At 62.6% G+C, this 14,148-nt stretch carries 13 protein-coding genes; 8 read left to right on the top strand and 5 right to left on the bottom strand.

Annotated features, from left to right (window positions below):
- Nucleotides 1-3 precede the first annotated feature (3 nt).
- The 7 genes from gspD to C4J85_RS17480 all read left to right on the top strand — a co-directional run bounded on the left by gspD (nt 4) and on the right by C4J85_RS17480 (nt 9,942).
- Nucleotides 4-2,130: a type II secretion system secretin GspD gene (gspD, locus tag C4J85_RS17510; RefSeq protein ID WP_124411207.1), complete on the top strand. Its 2,127-nt coding sequence runs from the start codon at nt 4-6 to the stop codon at nt 2,128-2,130.
- Between the two features lie 524 nt (nt 2,131-2,654).
- Nucleotides 2,655-5,048 carry a TonB-dependent siderophore receptor gene (locus tag C4J85_RS17505; protein WP_124410339.1) on the top strand — a complete coding sequence of 798 codons (2,394 nt, stop codon included), beginning with the start codon at nt 2,655-2,657 and terminating at the stop codon, nt 5,046-5,048.
- Between the two features lie 19 nt (nt 5,049-5,067).
- The gene (locus C4J85_RS17500; protein WP_124367572.1) at nt 5,068-6,039 is read left to right on the top strand and encodes an amino acid ABC transporter permease; all 972 of its coding nucleotides are present in this window, start codon (nt 5,068-5,070) and stop codon (nt 6,037-6,039) included.
- Nucleotides 6,032-6,805, top strand: a complete 774-nt coding sequence (locus C4J85_RS17495; RefSeq protein ID WP_124410338.1) for an amino acid ABC transporter ATP-binding protein — start codon at nt 6,032-6,034, stop codon at nt 6,803-6,805. Before C4J85_RS17500 ends, C4J85_RS17495 begins: the two co-directional genes overlap by 8 nt.
- A gap of 18 nt (nt 6,806-6,823) precedes the next feature.
- The gene (locus C4J85_RS17490; RefSeq protein ID WP_124410337.1) at nt 6,824-7,747 is read left to right on the top strand and encodes an ABC transporter substrate-binding protein; all 924 of its coding nucleotides are present in this window, start codon (nt 6,824-6,826) and stop codon (nt 7,745-7,747) included.
- An 11-nt stretch (nt 7,748-7,758) separates the two neighbouring features.
- On the top strand, nt 7,759-9,342 hold the full coding sequence (locus C4J85_RS17485; RefSeq protein ID WP_124410336.1) for an FAD-dependent oxidoreductase: 1,584 nt from the start codon (nt 7,759-7,761) through the stop codon (nt 9,340-9,342).
- A 177-nt stretch (nt 9,343-9,519) separates the two neighbouring features.
- Nucleotides 9,520-9,942, top strand: coding sequence for a RidA family protein (locus tag C4J85_RS17480; RefSeq protein WP_124363470.1), 423 nt, complete (start codon nt 9,520-9,522; stop codon nt 9,940-9,942).
- A 6-nt stretch (nt 9,943-9,948) separates the two neighbouring features.
- Here C4J85_RS17480 and C4J85_RS17475 read toward each other — a convergent pair whose 3' ends face one another.
- From C4J85_RS17475 to C4J85_RS17455, 5 genes are all read right to left on the bottom strand, one after another.
- On the bottom strand, nt 9,949-10,521 hold the full coding sequence (locus C4J85_RS17475) for an HD domain-containing protein (RefSeq protein ID WP_124410335.1): 573 nt from the start codon (nt 10,519-10,521) through the stop codon (nt 9,949-9,951).
- An 86-nt stretch (nt 10,522-10,607) separates the two neighbouring features.
- Nucleotides 10,608-11,165 carry a helix-turn-helix transcriptional regulator gene (locus C4J85_RS17470; protein WP_124367566.1) on the bottom strand — a complete coding sequence of 186 codons (558 nt, stop codon included), beginning with the start codon at nt 11,163-11,165 and terminating at the stop codon, nt 10,608-10,610.
- A 33-nt stretch (nt 11,166-11,198) separates the two neighbouring features.
- Nucleotides 11,199-12,029 carry a 5'-nucleotidase, lipoprotein e(P4) family gene (locus tag C4J85_RS17465; protein WP_124407653.1) on the bottom strand — a complete coding sequence of 277 codons (831 nt, stop codon included), beginning with the start codon at nt 12,027-12,029 and terminating at the stop codon, nt 11,199-11,201.
- A gap of 39 nt (nt 12,030-12,068) precedes the next feature.
- Nucleotides 12,069-12,305 carry a hypothetical protein gene (locus C4J85_RS17460; protein WP_124363466.1) on the bottom strand — a complete coding sequence of 79 codons (237 nt, stop codon included), beginning with the start codon at nt 12,303-12,305 and terminating at the stop codon, nt 12,069-12,071.
- A gap of 73 nt (nt 12,306-12,378) precedes the next feature.
- Complete coding sequence (locus C4J85_RS17455; RefSeq protein ID WP_124371208.1) at nt 12,379-13,455, bottom strand: aldo/keto reductase; 1,077 nt, start codon at nt 13,453-13,455, stop codon at nt 12,379-12,381.
- A gap of 524 nt (nt 13,456-13,979) precedes the next feature.
- On the opposite strand from C4J85_RS17455, the gene C4J85_RS17450 reads away from it, so the two are divergent.
- A complete protein-coding gene (locus tag C4J85_RS17450) occupies nt 13,980-14,081 on the top strand; it encodes a pantocin A family RiPP (protein ID WP_218565837.1) in 102 nt (33 codons plus the stop codon).
- Nucleotides 14,082-14,148: the final 67 nt, after the last annotated feature.

Here is a 14,148-nt window from a genome sequence, read left to right as displayed (position 1 = left end):
GATATGCGCACCCCGTTGTTTTGCCTGGCCACCACCGTCGCCCTCGGCGGCTGCGGCGCGTTGCCCGACCGCCTCGACCCGGATAAAGAACTGCTCCACGAAGCCCTGCAGGGCACCGGCTCGCAACGCCCGCCCAGCGAAGCGCCGGCGCTGTCAAACCCACCGCCCGAGGCGCAGTCACCCGCGCCGCGCCAGTTGATTCGCGGCAACCAGCAGTTTCTGCGCGCGCCTGCATCAACGCCTGCGGTGAAGGAGGCGGGCGGCGACATCGTGTTCAACTTTCAGGACCAGCCCATCGAAGCGGTGATCAACAGCGTAATGGGCGACCTGCTGCATGAAAACTACAGCATCGTCCAGGGCGTAAAGGGCAACGTCAGCTTCTCCACCTCCAGGCCGGTGGATAAGCAGCAGGCGCTGTCGATCCTCGAAACCCTGTTGTCCTGGACCGATAACGCCATGATCCGCCAGGGCAACCGCTATGTAATCCTGCCGGCCAATCAGGCAGTGGCCGGCAAGCTGGTGCCGCAGATGCGCGTCGCGCAGCCCGCCAGCGGCCTCTCGGCACGCCTGTTTTCGCTGCGCTATATCTCCGCCACCGAGATGCAGAAACTGCTCAAGCCCTTCGCCCGGGAGAACGCCTTCCTGCTGGTGGACCCGGCGCGCAATGTGCTGAGCCTGGCCGGCACCCCGGAAGAACTGGCCAACTACCAGGACACCATCGACACCTTCGATGTGGACTGGCTCAAGGGCATGTCGGTGGGTGTGTTCGGGCTGCAGCGCGCCTCGGTGGCCGAGCTGATGCCCGAGCTGCAAGCCATGTTCGGCGCCGACAGCGGCACGCCCCTGGCGGGCATGCTGCGGTTCTTGCCGGTGGAGCGCACCAACTCGGTGGTGGCGATTTCTTCCCAGCCCCAGTACCTCAGCGAAGTGGGTGACTGGATTCGCACCATCGACGAGGGCGGCGGCAATGAACCGCAGATGTACGTGTACGACGTGCGCAACATGAAGGCCGCGGACCTGGCCAGGTACCTGCGGCAGATCTACGGCAACGGCGCGATCAAGGACGACACCCCGGCCAAGGTCGCGCCGGGGTTGCGCACCACCACGCTGTCCTCGTCCACCAGCGCAGGGCTGCAGGCCAACACCCCCGCGCCCGCCGCCGAAGAACCCACGCAGGAGAGCAGCGAGGAGACCCCGGCGCCGCCGATCAGCGACCTCGAAACCGGCACCCGTATCACCGCGCAAAAAAGCAGCAACCAACTGCTGGTGCGCACGCGTCCGGCGCAATGGAAAGAAATCGAAGCGGCGATCAAGCGCCTCGACAACCCACCGCTCCAAGTGCAGATCGAGACACGCATTCTCGAAGTCAAACTGACCGGCGAACTCGACCTTGGCGTGCAGTGGTACCTCGGCCGCCTGGCCGGCAATTCCACCAGCACCACGGTGGCCAACGCTTCCGGAAGCCAAGGTGCGTTGGGCGGTGGCGGGGCCGGGCTGGGGGCGGCGGATTCGTTGTTCTATTCCTTCGTCAGCTCCAACCTGCAAGTGGCCTTGCACGCCCTGGAAACCAATGGCCGCACCCAGGTGCTGTCGGCGCCGTCGCTGGTGGTGATGAACAACCAGCCGGCGCAGATCCAGGTGGGGGACAACATTCCCATCAGCCAGACCACCGTCAACACAGGTGACGCCGATACCACCTTGAGCAGCGTCGAATACGTGCAGACCGGTGTGATCCTCGACGTGGTGCCGCGCATCAATCCGGGCGGCCTGGTGTACATGGATATCCAGCAGCAGGTCAGCGATGCACAGAACCCCGGTAGCAGCAGTGAAACGCCGGTCAATCCACGGATTTCCACGCGCTCGGTGTCGACCCAGGTCGCCGTGCAGAGCGGGCAGACGGTGTTGTTGGGTGGGCTGATCAAGCAGGACAACGCCGAGAGCGTCAGCGCCGTGCCGTACCTTGGCAAGATTCCCGGCCTGCGCTGGTTGTTTGGCAACACCAGCAAATCCAAGGACCGCACGGAGTTGATCGTGCTGATTACCCCACGGGTGATTACCAGCAGCAGCCAGGCACGGCAGGTGACGGATGATTATCGCCAGCAGATGCAGCTGTTGCGGCCTGCTCGGTAAACTTAGCTGCACACCGTTTGATCGTTTTGATCGTTCCCACGCTCTGCGTGGTAACGCCTCCTGGGACGCTCCGCGTCCAGCTTCCGGCCGATGCTGCTGCGTACAGGTGACGCAGAGCGTCACGGGCTGCATTCCCACGCGGGAGCGTGGGAACGATCTTCGAACGCCGTACCAATGTGCCTGAGACATTATTTATATGAATAAAGATATTTATAAATAATGAAATTAACAAATATTAGCTTATGCCCAAATAGCATTATATTTTTAAAATCCATTCCGTTATGTTTGGTCTCAACAGCCTACCCCAGACCCCGGATGGTACCCAGCGTGATTCAGATTCTGCGCACCTGACCGGGTAATCCCCGGCAGCGGAATCGTTGGAACGGAGTTCAACGTATGTTGCCCCTTCAAGCCCCTCGCTCGCCCCACACCTAATTCAAACCGCACCCACACCTTGAACACCGGCCATGCCGCGTCTGGCGCGTGCCTGCCCGACCCTGCGATTTGAAAAACCGGGATCAGCGATGAAGCATGTTCTACCCCCCACCGCAGCCTTGACCTTGTCCCTGCTGGCCGCCGCAGCCCAGGCCCAGGCCGACAGCACCCTGTCCACCGTGGTCGTCACCGGTAACCGTGGCGCCGAGCAACGCACGGTCACCAGCAGCCCGGTGCCTATCGATGTGGTCAGCGCCAAACAACTGCAAAGCACCGGTAAACCCGGTTTGATGGAAGCGCTCAGTGCGCTGATTCCATCGCTGACACTCCCGGAAAAAACCGGCTGGGACGCCAGCGGCATTGCCCGCGCGCCCAACTTGCGTGGCTTGAGCGCCGCCGAGGTGCTGGTACTGGTCAATGGCAAGCGGCGTCATACCAGCGCGACCCTGAACATCAACGGCATCAACACCGGCGCGGCACCGGCTGACCTGGACCTGATCCCCATCAGCGCTATCGACCATGTGGAAGTGCTGCGCGACGGCGCCGCCGCCCAGTACGGTTCCGACGCCATCGCCGGGGTGATCAATGTGATCCTCAAGGCCGACACCAGCGGCACCTCGGTGACCAACGCCGGCCTTGGCTATGACGGCAAGAAGCAGACCGTGCAACAAAGCCTCAACAAAGGCTTTGAAATCGGCGACGGCGGCATCGTGCAACTGGCCCTGGATGCGCGTAGCCAGAATGACGACAACAAGGCCAGCGCCAACGGCTACAGCTATGAACAAGCCTACGGCCTGGCCGGCAAGTCCACCTACGGCGGCTACGGCACGCCCAAGACCAACCTGCTGACCCTGGGCTACAACGCCGAACTGCCGATCGACGACAGCCTGAGCCTGTACTCCTTCACCACTTACTCACGGCGCAAGGCCGAGCAGGGCCAGAACTTTCGCCTGCCGACCATCACCAACACGATTACCACCGGGCCCAACGGTTATCCGGCCGGCTACACGCCCACCTGGTACATCGACGAAGACGATTTCCAGGCCGCCTTCGGTGGCAAAGGCACCGTGGGCGAGTGGGACTGGGACCTGTCCACCACCTACGGGCGCAACGAAGCGGAGCAGGGCACCACCCATAACCAGAACCCGTCCCTGGGCGAGGCCACGCCGAACAGCTTCACCTCCGGCACCTGGATTTCCACCGAGCTGACCACCAACCTGGACTTCAAGCGCGGCTTCGATATCGGCCTGCAAAAGCCGTTGGACCTGTCCTATGGCCTCGAGCACCGACGCGACACCTATGAGGTGCAGGCCGGTGACTACGCGTCCTATGCCAACGGCGGCTACTGCGTGGCACCGGGCAATTGCGCGTCGTCCGGGGCCCAGGTCACCAACGGCATTTCCCCGGACGAAGAAAGCACCGCCTCGCGCAACAGCGTCGCCGGTTACGTGGATGCGGGCTTCAACCCGCTGCCGGAGTGGTACGTGGGCACCGCCGTGCGCTATGAGCATTACAACCAGGGCGTGGGCGCTACTCGCAGCGGCAAACTGACCACGCGTTATGACTTCACGCCGCAATTCGCCGTACGCGCCACCGTGAGCAATGGCTTCCGTGCGCCGTCCCTGGCCAACAGCCTGTTCAGCGCGCGCTCGACCACCTATGGCGTGGTCGACGGGGTGTACCAGTCGATCAACTACGGCGTACTGCCGGTCGGTTCGGCGGCGGCCAAGGCGTTGGGCGCCGAGGACCTCAAGCCCGAACGCTCCACCAACTTCAGCCTCGGTTTCACCCTCACCCCCACCGACCGCCTGAGCTTCACCGCCGATGCCTACGTGATCAACCTGCGCGACCGCATCACCCTCACGGGCACCTTGCTCGGGCCGGAAGTTACCCAGGTGTTGCAGAACAACGGCGTCAACTCCACCTCCGGCGGCCAGTACTTCATCAACGGTGCCGACACCCGGACCAAGGGCCTGGACCTGGTCAGCAGCTACAACCACGACCTGGGCGCGTTCGGTGCCGTGAAGTGGACGGCCGCATTCAACTGGAACCAGACCAAAATCCTCAATTACAAAGAGTCGACCACTATCCTCGGTACGTCCTACGAGCTGATGGACCGCGAGGCGCGCAACCTGATCACCGACGTGCAACCCAACACCAAGCTGATCCTCGGCGGTGACTGGAGCATCGGGCGCGTGAACCTCAACCTGGCCCTGACGCGCTACGGCGCCTACAAGGAAGTCAACGCCTCGGCCAATCGCGACCTGGACCGCGTCTACAGCGCCAAATGGATCACCGACCTCGACCTTGGCTACAACCTCACCAAAGACCTCAACCTGGCCATCGGCGCCAAGAACCTCTTCGACATTTACCCCAAGAAACAAGGCGTGCCGAGCAGCACCATGCTCGCCAGCTACGGCACCTATTCGCCCTATGGTTTTACCGGCGGGTACTACTACACCCGGCTGACTTATGCCTTCTGAGGCCTGCGAGGAATAGAACATGCCCATTGTCGCCAAACCTTACGACCTGATCGATGAGGTCAACCATTACCCGATCCGCACGCGCCGCGCCTCGACGCCGATCAAGGCCCTGCAGGTGGTGCCGGCCCGGCATCCATGGCGCTGGGCCGGGTCGATCTTTGCCGCGCTGGTGCTGCTCGCCATCGTGCACTCCCTGGCCACCAACCCGCGTTGGGAGTGGGGCGTGTTCGGCCAGTGGTTTTTCTCGCCGTCGGTGCTGCGCGGCCTGGGGCAGACCCTCTTGCTGACGCTGCTGAGCACGCTGTTCAGCGTCATTCTCGGCACCGCGCTGGCCCTGGCGCGGTTGTCGGGCTCGCCGCTGCTGGCGGCGTTGGCCTGGGGTTATATCTGGTTCTTCCGCTCGATGCCGGCGCTGCTGGTGCTGATCATTCTCTACAACTTTGCCTACCTGTACGACCACATCGTGATCGGTGTGCCGTTCACCGAGCAGGTGTTCGCGCAGTGGTCCACCGTGGATGTGCTCAGCCAGTTCACCGTGGCGGTGCTGGGCTTGAGCCTGATGCAGGCGGCGTACGCGGCGGAGATCATCCGCGGCGGTTTGATCGGGGTGGATGCCGGCCAGCATGAAGCGGCGGCGGCATTGGGGCTGCCGGCCTCGCGGCGGATTTTCCGGATCATCTTGCCCCAGGCCTTGCGCTCGATTCTGCCGTCGGGTTTCAACGAGATCATCGGCCTGGTCAAGGGCACGTCCATTGTCTACGTGCTGGCCCTGCCGGAGCTGTTCTACACCGTGCAGGTCATCTACAACCGCACCCAGGCGGTGATCCCGCTGCTGATCGTGGCCACGGTGTGGTACCTGATCATCACCACGGTGCTGACCAGCGCCCAATATTACGTCGAGCGCCATTTCGCCCGTGGCACCGCGCGCGTGCTGCCGCCGACACCGCTGCAACGCCTGCGCTTTTGGCTCAAGGAGAAATCCCATGGCTGAAGCACGCGCAGGGCGCATCCAGATCCAGGGCGTGGGCAAGCGGTTCGGCAACCAGCAGGTGCTCGATAACATCGACCTGACGATCGATCCGGGCAAAGTCACGGTGATCCTCGGGCCGTCCGGCTCGGGCAAATCCACCTTGCTGCGCACCATCAATCACCTGGAAAAGATCGACAGCGGGCATATCACCATCGACGGCGAGTACGTCGGCTATCGGCGCAAGGGTGACCTGCTCTACGAGCTCAAGGAGCGCGAAATTCTCAAGCGGCGCATCGACGTGGGCTTCGTGTTCCAGAACTTCAACCTGTTCCCGCACCTCACCGCCTGGGAAAACGTTGCCGAAGCGCCGTTGGCCCACAAGCGCTGGAGCAAGGCCGAAGCCCAGGGCAAAGCCGCCGAACTGCTGGCCAAGGTCGGCCTGGCGGACAAGCTCGAGGCCTACCCGCGCCAGCTCTCCGGCGGCCAGCAACAGCGCGTCGCCATTGCCCGTGCCCTGGCGCTGGACCCCAAGGTGCTGCTGTTCGACGAACCCACCTCGGCCCTCGACCCGGAGCTGGTGGGCGAAGTGCTCGACGTGATCAAGGGCCTGACCCGATTGGGCGTGACCCTGGTGATCGTCACCCACGAAATCGGCTTTGCCCGCGAGGTGGCCGACCATGTGGTGTTTCTCTGCGACGGCCAGTTGATCGAAGAAGGCCCGCCCGAACAGATCTTGCGCCAACCCCGACATCCCCGCACCCAGGCCTTTCTCGGCAAGGTGCTTTAGTTCAAGGAGTGACTGCCCATGTTTAACCATCCCCTGCGCGTGGCCGTGCTGGCGCTTGCCGTCGGCACCGCACAACACGCGTTCGCTGTGCAGCAGGTCGACCTCAGCCCCGACCGCCCGCGCATTCACGCGCCACGTAACGAGGCGGCCATCGCGCAAATCCCGCCGGGCTTCAAGTTCGCCCAGCCGGGCAAGTTCACCGTGGCCGTGTCCGGTGTGGCCGGGCCACCACTGGCGCTGCTGGCCAGCGACGACAAGACCACCATCGGCAGTGAAGCCGACACCGCGCAGTTGGTCGCCGACAGCCTCGGCCTGCAACTGAACGTTGTGCAGACCAGTTGGGAGGACTGGCCCCTGGGCGTCAGTTCGGGCAAGTACGACGCGGTGATCAGCAACGTCACCGTGACCGAGGCGCGCAAGAAGCGCTTTGACTTCGCCACCTATCGACAGGATGTGCTCGGGTTTTACGTCAAGAGCACCAGCCCGATCAGCGAGATCAAACAGGCCGCCGACATTGCCGGGCTGAAGATCATCGTCGGCTCCGGGACCAATCAGGAAAAAGTCTTGCTGGCGTGGAACGAGGCCAATGAAAAGGCCGGCCTCAAGCCTGCACTGTTGCAGTACTTCGACGACCAGGCCGCCGCGCAGCTGGCGGTGCAGTCGGGGCGCAGCGATGCGTTGTTCGGGCCCAACTCGGTGTACGCCTATTCGGCGGCGATCACCGGCGGCATCAAGCGCGTCGGTACCGTCAACGGCGGCTGGCCGTTGCAGGCGGATATCGCCGTGACCACGCGCAAGGACAACGGCCTGGTCAAGCCGATCCACACCGCCCTGGAAGGTGCGATTGCCGGAGGGCAATACGCGCAGGTGCTGCAGCGCTGGGGGCTGGATGTGGAGCGCGTCGATGCATCGTTGATCAACCCACCGGGCCTGCCGGATTAGGAGTCGCGAACATGACACTGACACGACGTGAAGCGCTGTCCAGCATTGCTGCAGTCGGCGGCGAAAAGGCGGTCAAGGATGCGCTGGCCGCATTGGGCCTGGGGCCGTCTTCACACCGGCGCCCGCAACCGCTGAAACTCAAGGACGGCCTGGGGCAGGGCACCCGCGTGCTGGTGCTGGGCGCCGGGATTGCCGGGCTGGTCACCGCGCTGGAACTGAGCCGGGCCGGGTTCGCCGTGCAGGTGCTGGAGGCGCGCGACCGCGTGGGTGGGCGCACTTGGACCCTGCGCAACGGCGACCGCGTGGACTACAAGGATGGCCGCTCGCAAACCGTGGCGTTCGATCCGGGCCAGTATTTCAACGCCGGCCCTGCGCGTATTCCCAGCCAGCATCGCACGATCCTCGACTATTGCAGCGAATTGGGCGTGCCCCTGGAAGTGCTGGTCAACAGCAGCCATGGCGCCCAGGTGCGGCCCGACCTGCAGCAACCGGCGTTCACCGTCGGCCAGGCGGTCAACGATGCACGCGGGCATCTGTCCGGCTTGCTCGCCAAGGCGGTGCAGCGTGATGCGCTTGACGATGTCTTGACCCTTGATGAACGCACGCGACTGCTCGCGTTCCTGCAGGTGTATGGCGACCTTTCCCAAGCGCTGGCGTACGAGGGCAGCTTGCGTTCCGGCCACCTGGAATCGCCTGCGCACCCCGGTGCACTGCCAGCCACCGCGCGGCCGCTCGACCTTGAGCGCCTGCTGCATCCAGAGCTGTGGGGCGCGCTGCTGCACACCGAATTCCCGGAGTTTTCGGCAACCATGTTCCAGCCGGTGGGCGGCATGGACCGGATCACCGAGGCGTTCTACCAGCGCGTGCGCGAGCAGGTGCAGTTGGGCGCGCAGGTTCGGCAGATTCGCCAGTTGGACGACGGCGTCGCGGTGACCTATCACGACCAGCACAGCGGCCGTGAACAGGTGGTGCGCGCTGATTACCTGGTCTCTACCTTGCCGCTGCCGTTGCTGGCCAAACTCGACACCGACTTCTGCGACCCGATCAAGGCGGCCTTGCTCAGCACCCGCAGCGACCAGGCAACCAAAGTGGCGTGGCAATCGCCGCGCTTCTGGGAAACCGATTACCGCACTTATGGCGGCCTGTCGTGGGTCGAACACCCGGCGCGCTTGCTGTGGTACCCGAGCAACGACCTCAATACCCGCGAAGGCGTGCTGGTGGCCGGTTACGTCACCGGGGAGGGCGCCGACATGTTTGGCGCGCAGTCGTTCGACGCGCAATACGCCGCTTCCCGGCACGCCGTGGAGTTGCTGCACCCCGGTTATTCCAGGCACCTGCGCCATCCGTTGGCGGTGTCCTGGGAGCAGATCCCCTACAGCGAAGGCCCGTGGCTGCAACGCGAACACTTCCCGGCCGATGCCAGCGCGCTGCTCGAACAGGCCCACGGCCGCGTGTACTTCGCCGGCGACGGCCTGGTGCAAAGCGGCGTGGGGATCTGGCAGGAATCAGCGGCCAATTCGGCGCGGCATGTGGTTGCGCAACTGGCCGAGCGCGTGACGCAACAGCGCCAGATCACGGCATTGGCGGCGTCATGAGACTGCGCTGTCGTGGCGAGGGAGCTTGCTCCCGCTGGACTGCGTAGCGGTCCCAATCGTGTTGAGCTGGGAGCTAGGTGACCGCCATCCCGGCCCAGCGGGAGCAAGCTCCCTCGCCACAAAGGGTATGGGGCAGCCTTCGAGATTTGTGTAAACCTTCAATCAAGGAGCAACACCATGAGCGACAGTATCCAACGCACCAGCGTCGGCGATTTCCCCATCTCGCAAACCGTGACCGTACCGGCCTCGGCCAGCCTGATCTTCGTCAGCGGCACCTTGCCGGACCTGGCCGACCCGAACGTCCCCGGGGTTTACGGCAACACCGAAGTGCAGACGGTCTCGGTGTTCAACAAACTGCGCAAAATCCTTCAGCAACAGGACCTGGACCTGGGCGATATCGTGCAGTTGCGGGTGTTTCTGGTCGGCGCCGCTGAAACCGACGGCAAGCTGGATTTCGCCGGGCTGCAGCGCGGTTACACGCAGTTCTTCGGCACCCCCGAACAACCGAACAAACCGGCGCGCACCGCGCTGCAGGTGGTGGCGCTGCCCCTGCCCGGGGCGTTGGTGGAAGTGGAGGCGGTGGCGGCCAGGGCCGGGTGATGTCAGTCACTGCGCGGCGTCGAGGCGTTCCTGGGTAGCCCGGTCGATCAGCGCACGCAGCGCCTCGAACAAGGGCTCGGCATCCGTATGTTTCTTGCCGTATGCCAGGTTGAAAGCGTAATCGAAATCCGGCGGGTTGAGGCCCTGGGTGTGCTGCAGCAGGGTCTCCAGCTTGTCCATCGCCTTGACGGCTTTGGCTTCCGGCGACAGCGCGTTCTCGTAATCATCCCACAGCGTCAGGATCTGGCTTTTCAGGGGCCCATCCAGGGCTTGGGTCAACTGCAGCAGGTCGCGCCGCTCCTGCTCGCCCTTGTTGGGAAACGCCGCCTGGCTGACTGCTGGAATGTCGCCGTTAATGGCTTCGCCCAAGTCATGGATCACGCACATCTTGAGGACTTTAAGCAGGTCCAGGCCGGGCAGTTGATCGGCGAACACCATCGCCATCAGGCACAGGCGCCAACTGTGTTCAGCGGTACTTTCCGTGCGTCCCGAAGCGGTGTGGGCGCTTCTGAGCACGTCCTTGAGTTTCTCGGCTTCGCGCAGAAGGTCGAGGCGGCCTTTGATTTTCTCGAAGTCCATGACGCTGCCTCCATCAGGTTGATGATGCAGGTAAGCCTAGGTGCGCAGGCGCGGTGCGTCCACGCATAAAAAATGCGCGAGGCCAGTCAGAGCGTCTCGACCAGACGCGCGGCGCTGCCATCGCTGAGGATCAGGCGTGTCCAGCGACACAGGCTCGGGCGGATCGGCACGAGGCTGGAGTCGTTGCTGCCGGTGCTGAATTGAAGCGCCGGCGGCGCCTGGTTCTCGCGCCAGCCGGTGTGATCCAACGCCGCTTCGACCTGGCGGATTTCCGCTGTCGCATAACGCCACAGCGATTGGCCCATCAAGTCGACCAACGGGCGGCTGAACTGGGCGGCGCGGGAGGGCGAACAGGCCAGGAGGCGGTGCGTCAGGTCGCACACCAGGTGTACGGCGCGCGAGCTGTCTCTGACCAGCCCAGCCAGGGCCTGATCAGCTGCGGTGTCAAGCCGAGCGGACAGCAACCGTTCCAGCTGTTGGTGCGCGGCAGCGTCCATGGCTTGCAGGCCATTCTCCCAACGGGACAACGTCGATTGGTTTACGTTGAACATCTGTGCGGCATGGGTTTGCTTGACGCGGTGTAACAGGCGCCATCGGCGCAGCGCAATGCCCGGAATGGCGGGCTGGGGCAGCAGGGCGGGCATTTCGCGTTTCCTCGTCAATGACAGGCCGGTGGGCTACAACTGCAACGCCTGCTGTTTGAGCCTGCGCTTTTGCTCGAATGGCAACGTTTCATTATCCCCATACGGCGCGCTGTACCAGTTGCCATATGTCGGATTGGGCAGCAGAAACCAGCGCTGCCCCAGCCAGCTCACATATGGCGCCACCGCCTTGCGTTGGGCCGCCAGCGTGTTGTGCTCGGCCTGCACGAAATCTCCCAGCGAGTCGCCGGCCATCAACAGCACGCGCGCGTGGCTGGCGACCCATTGGCGCCGGCAGGTCTTGCCGTAGCCGGCGCTTTCGCAATGGCCGATGGGGGTGCTGGCTGCCAGGATCTGTTCGTCGCGCTCGATCGGGAAACCACGCAAACGCAGGTTTCTGGCCGTGGCCGCGACCTGGCTGTGTTCGCGGTTGGTGAGGTAATAGACCTCGATGCCTTTTTGCCGAGCCGCCTGCAGGAACGCCACCGAACCAGGCAGCGCCTGGGCCTTGGCTTGATCGACCCAGGTGTTCCAGCGGTCATAGGAATAGACCTGGTTATGGATAATGTCACGGGCATTGAGCGGCACGTTGTCCAGCAGGGTTTCGTCGATATCGACCACCACGGCCGGGGGCAACCCTTTCAAATCCCGGGCAGGCAAGGGCAGGGCGTCCCAGGTGGGATCGGCCAGGGCTGTATCGAGTTGGCGGGTAGCGTTGGCGAACAGCTGGCGGTAGATCAACTCGTGCTCGATGGAGGTCTGGGTCCAGAGCACGGCGTCGAGCTGGTCGTTGGCCGGTGGGGTTTGCTGGCAGCCGGTGAGGGCAATGGATAAAAGGCAGGCGCTGGCGAAAATCAGGTTACGCATTGAAAGGCTCTCAGCGGTGGGTAGGCTCAATCATAAGCGCTACCCATCGGCCTTGCGATCAATCCAATGGGTCTTGATGCCCTTGGCCCACGCCACCGTATAGAAACAACTGAGCAGCACGATGCCCCATTGCTCGGCATTGATCGACGACCAGAACCAGAATGGCTGGCCGGCCATGCCGAACAGGCAGGCGTAGCGGCGTACATGCAGGCGTTTGCTTTGGCTGAACCAGATAGCGACGACGCCGAGGGCGGCGATCATGATTTGCGCGATCAAAGCGATCTCCTTGATCAAGGTGAGAGGGCACAGGCCCCTCCCACCTGTTGAACGGCTGTGTGTCGCCGAAGGGTTATTTGTCCTTGCGCGCATCCATGGTTTTTTGATGCTCGGCAAGGAACGGCTGCTCCGCCGGATCGAAGCGATCGATCCCTGCGGTAAACCGATGCCAGTACGGATACAACGGCTGGCGACGCGTCACGGCCTCGATGCGTGAGGATTGCTCCTCGGTCAGCTTCAGCTCGGTGGCGGCAAGGTTGTCGCGCAGATGCGCCTCGGTACGGGCACCGACGATCAGCGAGGTGATCCCCGGGCGATCCTTGAGCCATGCCAGGCAAGTGCGCGCCACCGAGACCCCGTGTTCATCGCCCACGGCAGCCAGGGTTTCGATGATGTCCAGCGCGCGTTCCTGGTCGTGCACGTAGGGTTCCGGCCAGTCGCTGCCCTGGCGGGTGTTGGCCGGTGGCTTATGCCCGCGCCGGGTCGAGCCGGTCAGCAGGCCTTCACCCATCGGCCCCCACACCAGCGTGCCGACCTGCTGGTCCAGTGCCAGCGGCAGCAGCTCGTACTCGGCCTCGCGGGATTCGGGGGTGTAGTAGATCTGCTGGGTGATCGGCTTGAGCATGCCATGCAACTCGGCCTTGCCCAGGGTTTTCATCATTTGCCAGGCGGTGAAGTTGCTGGTGCCGAAGTAGCGGATCTTGCCCGAACCGACCAACAGGCGCAGCGCCTCGAGCGTCTCTTCGATGGGCGTCAGGCCGTCCCAGTTGTGCAGTTGGTACAAGTCGATATGGTCGGTGCCCAGGCGCTTCAAGCTGGCTTCACAGGCGCGAATCAAGTGATAGCGCGATGAGCCGGAATTGTTCGGGTTCTGGTCCACCGGGCTGCGGCCCTTGGTTGCCAGCAAGATGTCGTTGCGCTTGTCGCCCAGGGCTTTACCGACCACTTCCTCGGCCAGGCCATGGGAGTACAGGTCGGCGGTGTCGATCATGTTCACCCCGGCATCAAACGCGATATCGAACATACGCCTGGCCTGGGGCACGTCCACCGCACCGCATTTCTCGAACTCGGCGCGACCGCCAAACGGCACGGTGCCCAGGATGATTTCCGAGACCAGCAGGCCGGAATGACCCAGTTGTCGGTATTGCATGTTGCCTCCTACTTTGCGTTGCACGTGAAGGTGTGAACGATGAGGGTGGCGATAGTTTGAATTTTTTCGTGAAAACTTCGCGCCACAGGTTGTTGGTGAGGCAATCAGGAATCCCACCGCCTCCCCGGCATGAGGACTGGCGCGGTTCGACTCGTGATTGATTTTTTGTGGCAGCGTCAGTGTTGGGCACGGTAGGGGTAGTGCTGTTGACGTACCAGCGGCGGTTCTCGGGCAGTCATCGGACTTTGCAGGAGCGGTTTGAGGAGTGCGCTTGTAAGTTAAAAGTACTGTAGGAAAGTTCCTTGGTTTGTGTACTAATAATTAACATAAGATGTAGTTTCTGGGTGTTCTGATAGGAGGTTCTAATCCGAAAATATTATTCGAAATTAAATCTCATTCTAGGAAAACTGAAGTATTTTGCAACAAAATAACGCCGCAGAATATCAATTCTTGTTCTATACATTAAATGCGTTAAACGACGTATGTTTTGAATTAATTTAATTTATAAATGAGCGAGGTGAATCATGCAGAACGTACAATTTGAAGAGCTTGAAGAGCGCGTATCGGCTATATCTGAGGAGAAAGCTATGTATTCTGAAGGCGAAGAGATCGAACTGGAAGATTAATTAAGTTACGTTTCTCGGTAAGGGGTTGCTTACTGCAGCCCCTTTCTTTATGCCAAAAATAATTGCG

This window comes from Pseudomonas sp. R4-34-07 (genome assembly GCF_003852375.1).
In the GTDB taxonomy this organism is placed as follows: domain Bacteria; phylum Pseudomonadota; class Gammaproteobacteria; order Pseudomonadales; family Pseudomonadaceae; genus Aquipseudomonas.
This window is presented reverse-complemented; position numbering and strand designations above follow the sequence as displayed.

What these genes read in the sequence shown, in the direction of transcription:
- C4J85_RS17450 (WP_218565837.1), top strand. Translation starts at nt 13,980, where the DNA reads ATGCAGAACGTACAATTTGAAGAGCTTGAAGAGCGCGTATCGGCTATA.
- C4J85_RS17495 (WP_124410338.1), top strand. Translation starts at nt 6,032, where the DNA reads ATGGCTGAAGCACGCGCAGGGCGCATCCAGATCCAGGGCGTGGGCAAG.
- C4J85_RS17485 (WP_124410336.1), top strand. Translation starts at nt 7,759, where the DNA reads ATGACACTGACACGACGTGAAGCGCTGTCCAGCATTGCTGCAGTCGGC.
- C4J85_RS17465 (WP_124407653.1), bottom strand. Translation starts at nt 12,029, where the DNA reads ATGCGTAACCTGATTTTCGCCAGCGCCTGCCTTTTATCCATTGCCCTC.
- C4J85_RS17500 (WP_124367572.1), top strand. Translation starts at nt 5,068, where the DNA reads ATGCCCATTGTCGCCAAACCTTACGACCTGATCGATGAGGTCAACCAT.
- C4J85_RS17455 (WP_124371208.1), bottom strand. Translation starts at nt 13,455, where the DNA reads ATGCAATACCGACAACTGGGTCATTCCGGCCTGCTGGTCTCGGAAATC.
- C4J85_RS17475 (WP_124410335.1), bottom strand. Translation starts at nt 10,521, where the DNA reads ATGGACTTCGAGAAAATCAAAGGCCGCCTCGACCTTCTGCGCGAAGCC.
- gspD (WP_124411207.1), top strand. Translation starts at nt 4, where the DNA reads ATGCGCACCCCGTTGTTTTGCCTGGCCACCACCGTCGCCCTCGGCGGC.
- C4J85_RS17480 (WP_124363470.1), top strand. Translation starts at nt 9,520, where the DNA reads ATGAGCGACAGTATCCAACGCACCAGCGTCGGCGATTTCCCCATCTCG.
- C4J85_RS17505 (WP_124410339.1), top strand. Translation starts at nt 2,655, where the DNA reads ATGAAGCATGTTCTACCCCCCACCGCAGCCTTGACCTTGTCCCTGCTG.
- C4J85_RS17490 (WP_124410337.1), top strand. Translation starts at nt 6,824, where the DNA reads ATGTTTAACCATCCCCTGCGCGTGGCCGTGCTGGCGCTTGCCGTCGGC.
- C4J85_RS17470 (WP_124367566.1), bottom strand. Translation starts at nt 11,165, where the DNA reads ATGCCCGCCCTGCTGCCCCAGCCCGCCATTCCGGGCATTGCGCTGCGC.